Here is a 6,760-nt window from a genome sequence, read left to right as displayed (position 1 = left end):
CCAGATGTGGAAGCCCGGTAACGGGTGAAGCTGACTGGTACTAATAGGCCGAGGGCTTGTCCTCAGTTGCTCGCGTCCACTGTGTTAGTTCTGAAATAACGAACGGCTGTGAGTTCACACCAGCGTTCAAATTTCATAGTGTTTCGGTGGTCATAGCGTTAGGGAAACGCCCGGTTACATTCCGAACCCGGAAGCTAAGCCTTTCAGCGCCGATGGTACTGCAGGGGGGACCCTGTGGGAGAGTAGGACGCCGCCGAACAATCATTGTGGGAAAGCCCCGCACCAGCCCTTCAGGGTTCGGTGCGGGGCTTTTCTGCGTTTACGGGCCGGCCTCGCGGTGGATCGGTCCGGCGGCCGCTCACCAGTCGGCGGGGTAGCTCTTGAGGCTGCTCGTGTCGAGGGTCCAGCGGCCGGCGGTGACGGTGTCGCCGAAGGCGTAGGGGACCGCCTTGCGATAGCGGATGCCGTCGGGCCCTGATGAGGGGTCGCTGTGTACCGTGACGGTCTTCTTGTCCCTGCGGGGGTCGACGACGACATACAGGGGGACACCCATCCGCGGGTAGTCGTGCAACTCGTCACGGATGTCGGTGAGTGAGTTCGTACGTGAGACGACCTCGACCACCAGCAGGACATCGCGGGAGTTGACGACCTTCGCGGTGTCGTCGGTGTCCTCCTCGGCGATGACCATGAGATCGGGGACCTTGGTCAGGCCGGTTTCGGGATCGCCCATGTTCGTGTCGTTGAGGGCCATGACCTCTGGGGTCTGGGCCTCGATCTGCCGGCGCAACCGCACCACGTTGAGCCCGTGGGGGGCTGTCGGGCTCATCATGGTGAGGAAGATCTGGCCCTCGGTGGTCTGAACCCTCCACTGGTCCTCGTGGTGCTCGGCCAGCTCCGCGAGCTGCTCCGCGAAGTCGTGCAGGCGGCGCATCTGCTCAGGGGTGAAGTCGGCCATGTGTCTTCCTGGTAGGTGCCCTGCCAGAGTAGCCAGTCGGACGACTCCTAGAGCCGGCCCGCGGCCTTCAGGGACAGGTAGGCGTCGGCCAGGGCGGGGGCCAGGGTGTCCGGGGTGGCGTCGACGACGTGGACGCCGTGGCGGGTGAGCTGGTCGGCGGTGCGGCGGCGCTGGGACTGGGACTGGGTGCCGGCCGCGGCCTCGTAGACCGCGTCGGCGTCACCGCGGGCCGCGGCCATGGCGGCGACGTGGGGGTCGGCGACGGAGGCCAGCAGGACCGTGTGGCGGGCCGTGAGCTGGGGGAGGACCGGGAGCAGGCCCTCTTCCACCGGGGCCGCGTCCAGGCTCGTCAGGAGGACCACCAGGGAGCGGCGCGGGGCGCTGCGGAGGATGGTGGAGACCATGCTGCGGGAGTCCGTCTCGACCAGTTCCGGTTCGAGGGTGGCCATCGCGTTGACGAAGGACGGGAGGACGTCGGCGGCCGCCCGGCCCTGGACCTGGGCGCGGGGGCGGCGGTCGTGGGCCAGGAGGTCCACGCGGTCGCCGGCGCGGGTGGCCAGGGCGGCGAGGAGCAGGGCCGCGTCCATGGCGGAGTCGAGGCGGGGGGCGTCGCCGACGCGGCCCGCCGAGGTGCGGCCGGTGTCCAGGCAGATCAGGATGTGCCGGTCGCGTTCGGGACGCCAGGTGCGGACGGCCACCTTGTTCTGGCGGGCCGTGGCGCGCCAGTCGATGGAGCGGGTGTCGTCGCCCGGGACGTAGTCGCGCAGGCTGTCGAACTCGGTGCCCTCACCGCGCGTCAGGACGCTGGTGCGGCCGTCGAGTTCGCGCAGGCGCGCCAGGCGCGAGGGGAGGTGCTTGCGGCTCGTGAAGGGCGGCAGGACACGGACGGTCCAGGGGATGCGGTGGGTGCCCTGACGGGCGAGCAGGCCCAGGGGACCGTACGAGCGGATCGTGACGCGGTCGGCCTGGCGGTCGCCGCGGCGGGTGGGCCGCAGGCGGGTGGTGAGCCTGCGGCGTTCCCCCGACGGGACGGTCAGGGCGTGCCGGGAGGCGGGGCCCTCCGTGCCGGGGAGCCAGCTGCTGGGGGGCCAGGCGTCGCGGATGCGGGCACGGAGCGTGCGGGTGCCCGGGTTGGTGAGGGTGAGGTGGACGTCCGCGGTCTCGCCCAGGCGGACCGAGGTGTCGCCCGAGCGGGTGAGGAGGAGCGGGCGGACGGGCGCCGCGAGGGCGTAGTCGACGGCACAGGCCAGCGCGAGCGGGGCGTTGACCGCGAGCATCCCCGTCCAGCTCGGTTCGAGGATGCCGACGGGGATGCTGCCGAGGGCCGCCAGCAGGGCGGCGCGTCCGGTGAGGGCGGCCATCAGCGCGGAACGGGGACGTGGGAGAGGATCGCGGTGATGACCGCGTCCGCGGTGACGCCTTCCATTTCGGCTTCCGGGCGCAGCTGGACGCGGTGGCGCAGGGTCGGGAGGGCGAGGGCCTTCACGTCGTCGGGGGTGACGTAGTCGCGTCCGGTGAGCCAGGCCCAGGCGCGGGCGGTGGCCAGCAGCGCGGTCGCGCCGCGGGGGGAGACGCCGAGGGTGAGGGACGGCGATTCGCGGGTGGCGCGGCAGATGTCGACGACGTACCCGGCGATCTCCGGGGAGACGGTGACGTGGGTGACGGCCTCGCGGGCGGCTTCGAGTTCCGCGGGTCCGGCGACGGGGCGGACGCCGGCAGCGTGCAGGTCGCGGGGGTTGAAGCCGGCGGCGTGCCGGGTCAGTACGCCGATCTCGTCCTGGCGGGAGGGGAGGGGCACGGTGAGCTTGAGGAGGAAGCGGTCCAGCTGGGCTTCCGGGAGGGGGTACGTGCCCTCGTACTCGACCGGGTTCATGGTGGCGGCGACGAGGAAGGGCTCGGGGAGGGCGCGCGGGGTGCCGTCGACCGTGACCTGGCGTTCCTCCATGGCTTCGAGGAGGGAGGACTGGGTCTTGGGGGGCGTGCGGTTGATCTCGTCCGCGAGGAGGAGGTTGGTGAAGACCGGGCCGTTCTGGAAGGAGAACTCGGCGGTGCGGGCGTCGTAGACGAGGGAGCCGGTGACGTCGCTCGGCATCAGGTCGGGGGTGAACTGGACGCGCTTGGTGTCGAGTTCGAGGGAGGCGGCGAGGGCCCGCACGAGGAGGGTCTTGGCGACGCCGGGGACGCCTTCGAGGAGGACGTGGCCGCGGCAGAGGAGGGCGACGACGAGACCCGTCACGGCCGAGTCCTGGCCGACGACGGCCTTGCCGATCTCGGTGCGGAGCGCTTCGAGGGAAGCGCGGGCGCCGTCGGCGTTCGAGGCCGGGGACGGGGCCGTGGAATCGGTGGCCGGGTACGTCATGACGTACGGACCTCTCTTTCGAGGGCGTCGAGGTGGTCGGCGAGCGCGACGAGTGCCGCGTCGTCGGAGGGTGTGGGGCCGAAGAGCAGGCCGGTCACGTCGTGCGTGCCGCCGGTGAGGCGGGCGGAGACCGCCGGGCCCAGGGCGGCGGGGTCGTGGGCCTGGGTGTGCGCGACGCCGGTGAGGGCGGCGAGGCGTTCGCGGGCGGCGGCGCGCAGCACGGTGGCGGCGCGGTCGCGGGCGCGGGCCTTGCGGTACAGGCGGGCGCGGCCCTCGGTGGCCTCGGAGGCGCGGATGACGACGGGGAGCTTCTCGGTGACGAGGGGGCCGAGTCGGCGGGCGCGCCAGAGGGCGGCGAGCGCGGCGGCGACGAAGAGCTGGAGCAGGGCCCAGGACCAGCCGGCGGGGATGAGGTCGAGGAAGTCCTGGCGCTCGCCGGCGTCTCGGCTGTCGGCGTCGGAGTCCTCCAGGGTCGGCATGTACCAGACGAGGTCCGGTCGGGAGCCGAGGAGTTGGAGGGCGAGGGAGGCGTTGCCTTCGTCGGCGAGGTTCTCGTTGAGGAGGATGCTGCCGGTGCCGAGGACGACGGTGTCTCCACCGGTGGTTCCCGCGGGGAGGACGAGGAGGGTGGGGTGGCCGTCGGAGGGGTAGCAGGCGATGGCCCGGGCGGCGGAGGTGGTGTAGCGAAGGCCGTCGCCGAGGCCGGCGCGGCCGGCGGTGGTGGCGGCGGGGAAGGCGCAGTCGGGGGCGAGGGTCTTCGGGTCGGCGTCGCCCTTGGTGTGGACGCCGTACGCGAGCTCGGTGAGGGAGTGGCTCGTGGGTCCTATGAGGATGGTGCGGCCGCCGGAGAGGTCGGAGGCCCAGGCGATCTGTCGGCGCTGGGTGGCGCCGAGCCGGTCGGGGTCGGTGACCAGGAGGGTGGTGCGGGGGCCGGTCGCGGCGGCGGCCTCGCGGGCGGTCGTGACGACGCGGGTGGTGACGCCGCGCTCCTTGAGCAGCTCGGACACGGCGCGGCTGCCGGAGGGGTCGGCGGAGCGGGGGTCGAGGAGACCGTGTCGGGTGCCGGAGTTCAGGGCGGCGAGCACGGTGACGCCTGCGGCGAGCACGCCGAGGACGACGAGGCCGGTGCGGATCCGCTGCGTTCGGCGCCGAGGGGGGCGGGTGGCCTGCCGGGTGGCCTGCGGCCCGCTGGGCGGGGTTGCGGCGGTGCCGGGTGCGGGGGGCTGCGGCGCGCCGGGTGCGTGCTGCCCGCCGGGCGGCGTGGTGCCGGCCGGGGGCTGCGGCGCGTCGGCGGGGGTTCCCGTTGGGCCGGGGGCGTGCAGGGGCGGCTGTTGGGGTGCCGAACCCTGCCAGGGGGCGGACGGGGGAGCGGGGGTCGCGTCCGGCGTCGTGCGGGGGTGCCCCGGCACCAGCCCGGCAGCGTCGGGTGCGGGGGCTGCGTTGACCTCGGCCGGGGGCTCGTTGGGCGGGGTCATGCGGTGGGTCCCGTCAGGAGGGGCTTGGTACGGGTCAGGGTGGTGTCGAGGGCGCTCAGGCGGGCGTAGGTGTCGGCGTCGGCGGTACGGCCGCCGTAGGTGACGTCGTCGAAGACGCGGGCCGCCGCGCGCAGCTCGGCGCTGTGGTCCGGGAGGGAGACGGAGGCTTCGGCGGCGGCCTCGTCGGCGGTGCGGCCCGGGCGGGGGTCGAGGAGGGTGCGTTCCTCCAGGGAGCGGACGACGGCGCGCATGCGTTCCTGGACGGCTTCGGTCCAGCGGCCGGCGGCGGCGTGCGCCTCGGCGGCCGTGCGGTGGTCGGCGGCGCTGCGGATGCCGTCGTCGAAGAGGGTGCCGGCGGAGGTGGCCGTGCGGCGGGGGGCGCCCAGGCGCCACCACAGGGCTCCGACGGCCAGGGCGACCAGGACGACGATGGCGAGCAGGCCGAAGCCGCCGCCGGGGGAGGCCCCGGAGGCGGTGTCGAACAGGTCGCCGAGCCACTCGAAGAACTTGCGCACGGCGCGGTCGAACGGGCCCGGGTCGTTCTGGTGGTAGAGCGGCTTGGACAGTTCGCGTTCGGCCGCCTCACGGGCGGGGTCGCGCGGTGTGGTGACCGGTGGTGTCGGCACGCTGCTGATGAGGCCCCCCGTACTCATCATGTGGGTGTCAGCCTCCGTAGTTCTCTACGCCGGCCGCCCGGGCGAGCTCCAGGTCGAGTCCCTCGCGGCGGATGCGCTGGTCGACGTAGAGGAGGACGGTGACGCCCGACTGGATCGGCATGACGACGGCCTGCGCGATGATCGCGCCGAGGGCGGTGAAGACCAGCGGCCCCCAGGCGATCTGGGCGGCGGGGTCCTGCATGGCGGACAGGCCGTCGCCGAAGACCGAGTAGCCGATCATCTGCAGCGGGAGGATGATGATCGCCGCGAAGATGAAGGTGATGAGCCAGGTGAGCAGGGTGATGCCGAAGATCCGCCACCAGGAGCCCGTGACGAGCTTCGAGGAGCGGGCGAAGGACTTGAAGACGGCGCCCCGCTCCAGCATCAGGGCGGGCGAGGCCAGGATGAACTTGATGCCGAGCCAGGCCAGCAGCCCGACGCAGGCGAAGGCGCCCAGCGCGATCAGGCCGGGGTTCCCGGTCAGGGCCAGGGGCAGGATGATCACCGTGGCGAGCAGGATCAGGCCGACGGCCAGCAACAGGGTGAGGCCGGCCAGGCGCAGCAGCTGTGGGCGGGCGTCACGCCAGGCCTGGGAGACCGAGGAGTGCTGACCGAGCACCGCCTTGCTGAAGATCATCGTGAGCATCGCGGTGACGACGATCGTCCCGAGGAACTGCAGGAACTGGGCCGCCGCGGACGCCGCGAAGGCGCTGCCCATGGTGTCGAGCAGCTGCTCGGGCGAGATGTTCCCCCTGTCCACGGAGAGGACGAGGTCTTCCAGCATGTACTTCTGGATGAGCATGCTGACGACCTGGACCACGGTGGCCACGACCAGGGTGATCGGCAGGACCGAGCGCCAGTGGGCGCGCATGGTGGCGACCGCGCCGTCGAGGATCTCGCCGAGGCCCAGAGGGCGCAGGGGGATCACACCGGGCTTGGCGGCGGGGGGCGGGCCCCACTGGCCAGGGCCGCCCGGGTAGCCGTACTGGCCGCCGTACGCGCCCCAGCCCGGGCCCTGCTGGGGCTGCTGGGGCTGCGGCGGCGGGGTCTGGCCCGGGGCGGGGCTCTGCCACTGGCCGGGCGGCGGCTGTTCGGCGGACCACTTCGGTGCGTCCGCCGGCTGGGCCGGAGGCTGCTCGGCCGGGTTTCCAGGGCGCTCGCCGTCGGAGGGGGAGGACCCGGGCGTGGCCCAGCCCGGAGAGTCGTTCATCGTCGCTCCTTCACGTGCACCTGCTGCTGTGGCGGGGGCGCTGGTCGGCTGCCATCGTGCCACGTGGGGTCCACGAACGGACCGGCCGTCCCCCCGGATCTCCGG

6 protein-coding genes and 1 rRNA gene are annotated in these 6,760 nt (G+C 73.1%); 1 reads left to right on the top strand and 6 read right to left on the bottom strand.

The features are described 5' to 3' along the window. The first annotated feature begins 142 nt into the window (after positions 1-142). Positions 143-259: ribosomal RNA gene (gene rrf / locus ACFYZL_RS14585) — 5S ribosomal RNA — on the top strand. A gap of 99 nt (positions 260-358) precedes the next feature. Here rrf and ACFYZL_RS14580 read toward each other — a convergent pair. From ACFYZL_RS14580 to ACFYZL_RS14555, 6 genes are read right to left on the bottom strand one after another with little or no spacing between them, the layout of a single operon-like run. Further along, positions 359-955 (bottom strand): Uma2 family endonuclease, encoded by a 597-nt coding sequence (locus tag ACFYZL_RS14580; RefSeq protein ID WP_384753395.1) that lies wholly within the window; start codon positions 953-955, stop codon positions 359-361. 47 nt (positions 956-1,002) lie between these two features. Continuing rightward, entirely contained in the window at positions 1,003-2,316 is a 1,314-nt protein-coding gene (locus ACFYZL_RS14575) for a DUF58 domain-containing protein (protein WP_384753398.1), read from the bottom strand. Beyond that, positions 2,316-3,314: an AAA family ATPase gene (locus ACFYZL_RS14570; protein WP_384753401.1), complete on the bottom strand. Its 999-nt coding sequence runs from the start codon at positions 3,312-3,314 to the stop codon at positions 2,316-2,318. The genes ACFYZL_RS14575 and ACFYZL_RS14570 overlap by 1 nt, the downstream gene beginning before the upstream one ends. Continuing rightward, positions 3,311-4,789: a DUF4350 domain-containing protein gene (locus ACFYZL_RS14565; protein WP_388679055.1), complete on the bottom strand. Its 1,479-nt coding sequence runs from the start codon at positions 4,787-4,789 to the stop codon at positions 3,311-3,313. Before ACFYZL_RS14565 ends, ACFYZL_RS14570 begins: the two co-directional genes overlap by 4 nt. Beyond that, positions 4,786-5,445, bottom strand: a complete 660-nt coding sequence (locus tag ACFYZL_RS14560) for a DUF4129 domain-containing protein (RefSeq protein ID WP_388679051.1) — start codon at positions 5,443-5,445, stop codon at positions 4,786-4,788. The genes ACFYZL_RS14565 and ACFYZL_RS14560 overlap by 4 nt, the downstream gene beginning before the upstream one ends. A 7-nt stretch (positions 5,446-5,452) precedes the next feature. Continuing rightward, positions 5,453-6,655, bottom strand: coding sequence for a hypothetical protein (locus ACFYZL_RS14555; RefSeq protein ID WP_384753410.1), 1,203 nt, complete (start codon positions 6,653-6,655; stop codon positions 5,453-5,455). Positions 6,656-6,760: the final 105 nt, after the last annotated feature.

It is taken from the genome of Streptomyces sp. NPDC001717, from assembly GCF_042892775.1.
Lineage (GTDB): Bacteria > Actinomycetota > Actinomycetes > Streptomycetales > Streptomycetaceae > Streptomyces.
This window is presented reverse-complemented; position numbering and strand designations above follow the sequence as displayed.

Coding starts and splice junctions, on each gene's coding strand:
- ACFYZL_RS14580 (WP_384753395.1), bottom strand. CDS start 955: ATGGCCGACTTCACCCCTGAGCAGATGCGCCGCCTGCACGACTTCGCG.
- ACFYZL_RS14560 (WP_388679051.1), bottom strand. CDS start 5,445: ATGATGAGTACGGGGGGCCTCATCAGCAGCGTGCCGACACCACCGGTC.
- ACFYZL_RS14570 (WP_384753401.1), bottom strand. CDS start 3,314: ATGACGTACCCGGCCACCGATTCCACGGCCCCGTCCCCGGCCTCGAAC.
- ACFYZL_RS14555 (WP_384753410.1), bottom strand. CDS start 6,655: ATGAACGACTCTCCGGGCTGGGCCACGCCCGGGTCCTCCCCCTCCGAC.
- ACFYZL_RS14565 (WP_388679055.1), bottom strand. CDS start 4,789: ATGACCCCGCCCAACGAGCCCCCGGCCGAGGTCAACGCAGCCCCCGCA.
- ACFYZL_RS14575 (WP_384753398.1), bottom strand. CDS start 2,316: ATGGCCGCCCTCACCGGACGCGCCGCCCTGCTGGCGGCCCTCGGCAGC.